Source organism: Shewanella sp. MF05913, from assembly GCF_059758095.1.
In genome coordinates this window covers 1-1,636 of sequence record NZ_JCAYNT010000053.1, presented here as the reverse complement: position 1 = coordinate 1,636, position 1,636 = coordinate 1, and the positions used below count along the sequence as shown (strand labels likewise).

At 39.4% G+C, this 1,636-nt stretch carries 1 protein-coding gene; it reads left to right on the top strand.

Annotated features, from left to right (window positions below):
• Positions 1 to 51 precede the first annotated feature (51 nt).
• A protein-coding gene (locus AC19MV_RS22930) for an IS3 family transposase (RefSeq protein ID WP_243530850.1) occupies positions 52 to 1,598 on the top strand; the annotation gives its coding sequence in 2 pieces (ribosomal slippage) (positions 52 to 511 and positions 511 to 1,598; 1,548 coding nt in all).
• Positions 1,599 to 1,636 lie beyond the last annotated feature (38 nt).

The window sequence follows — 1,636 nt, the reverse complement described above, 5'->3', positions numbered from 1 at the left end:
CCCCCTGTGTCAGGATAGTTGTCGCCTCTAACTTTTAATAGAGGCAATAAAATGAGTCGTCGATTTACACAAGAATTTAAAGTTCAAGCTGTTGAAAAAGCATTATCTCAATGTGATGATGTTCGCCTAGAAGATATTGCGTTTGATTTAGGCATCGGTTATTCAACCTTGCAACGATGGATTACGCTTGCTAAAAAACATGAACTTGAAACTAAAAATAATGGTAGTCACATGACAACAGAAAAACGCCCTCATGACTGGAGCTTAGAAGAAAGGCTTAATGCCATTATTGAATGTGCGAGTTTAGGTGAAGCAGCTCTTAATGAATATTGCCGTGCTAAGGGGCTTTACCCGCATCATATTAAACAGTGGAAGCAAGATTTTGCTAAAGGGCCTTCAACGAAGCCCGTAAAATCAGACAGTAAACAGCTCAAACAAGAAATTAAGCAACTTCAAAAAGAGCTTAATCGTAAAGACAAAGCGTTAGCAGAAACAGCTGCCTTACTTGTACTCAAAAAAAAAGCAGATGCGCTTTGGGGTTTCAACGAGGACGATTAACCAGCTCAACTGAACGTCATGAACTGATAAAGCTCATTACCGACGCGCAGAAATCAGGGGCAAGGCAAGCAAAAGCATGTGAGTTACTTGGTCTAACGGCAAGAACAATTCAACGCTGGATTGAAGCTGATGATATGACAGATAAGCGAACGAGTACGATAAAGCGACCACCTAACAGGCTAACTGAATTAGAGCAACAGCGTATTATTAAGACAGTAAATTCAATAGAATATGGACATTTACCACCCAGCAAGATAGTCCCTAAACTATTAGATAAAGGTGTGTGGATAGCATCAGAAAGCTCGTTTTATCGTGTTATGAAATCACATAAATTATTAACACACAGAGAAAAAGTTAAACCAAATAAAAAGATAAAAAAGCCAAAAGCGCTCAAGGCAACACGTGTAAACGAAATTTATACATGGGATATCACATATTTGCCAACAGCGGTTAAAGGTCAGTTTTTATACTTATATTTAGTGATGGATATTTATAGTCGAAAAATAGTTGGTTGGCAGGTTCATGACACACAGCTAAGCACACTGGCGGCTGATTTAATGGTAGATATTTGCAGGCGAGAGCAGGTAAAGCCAGATCAAGTCACGTTGCACTCGGATAATGGCAGTCCAATGAAAGGGGCAACGTTATTGGCAACATTGCAGGAGTTAGGTATTGTGCCTTCATTTAGCCGACCGTCAGTGAGTAATGATAATCCTTATTCTGAATCGCTATTTAAGACGTTAAAGTATCGCCCAGAATACCCTGAAAAAGCCTTTGAAAGCATCGGTAGTGCAAGGAAGTGGGTTAACGGATTTGTTGATTGGTACAACGATGAGCACTTGCACAGCGGTATTAAATTTGTCACGCCAAACCAGCGTCATTTAGGATTAGATAAAGCGATACTAGCGAACCGTCACCGAGTAAATGAAATAGCGAAATTGCAAAATCCAATTCGTTGGTCAGGAAAATCTAGAGATTGGACAATGATCAATGAAGTAAATTTAAATCCAGAGAAAAAAGAAGCAATGCGGGCGGCATAAAATTTAATTTGATGCGACAACTAACTTGAAAAACTCCG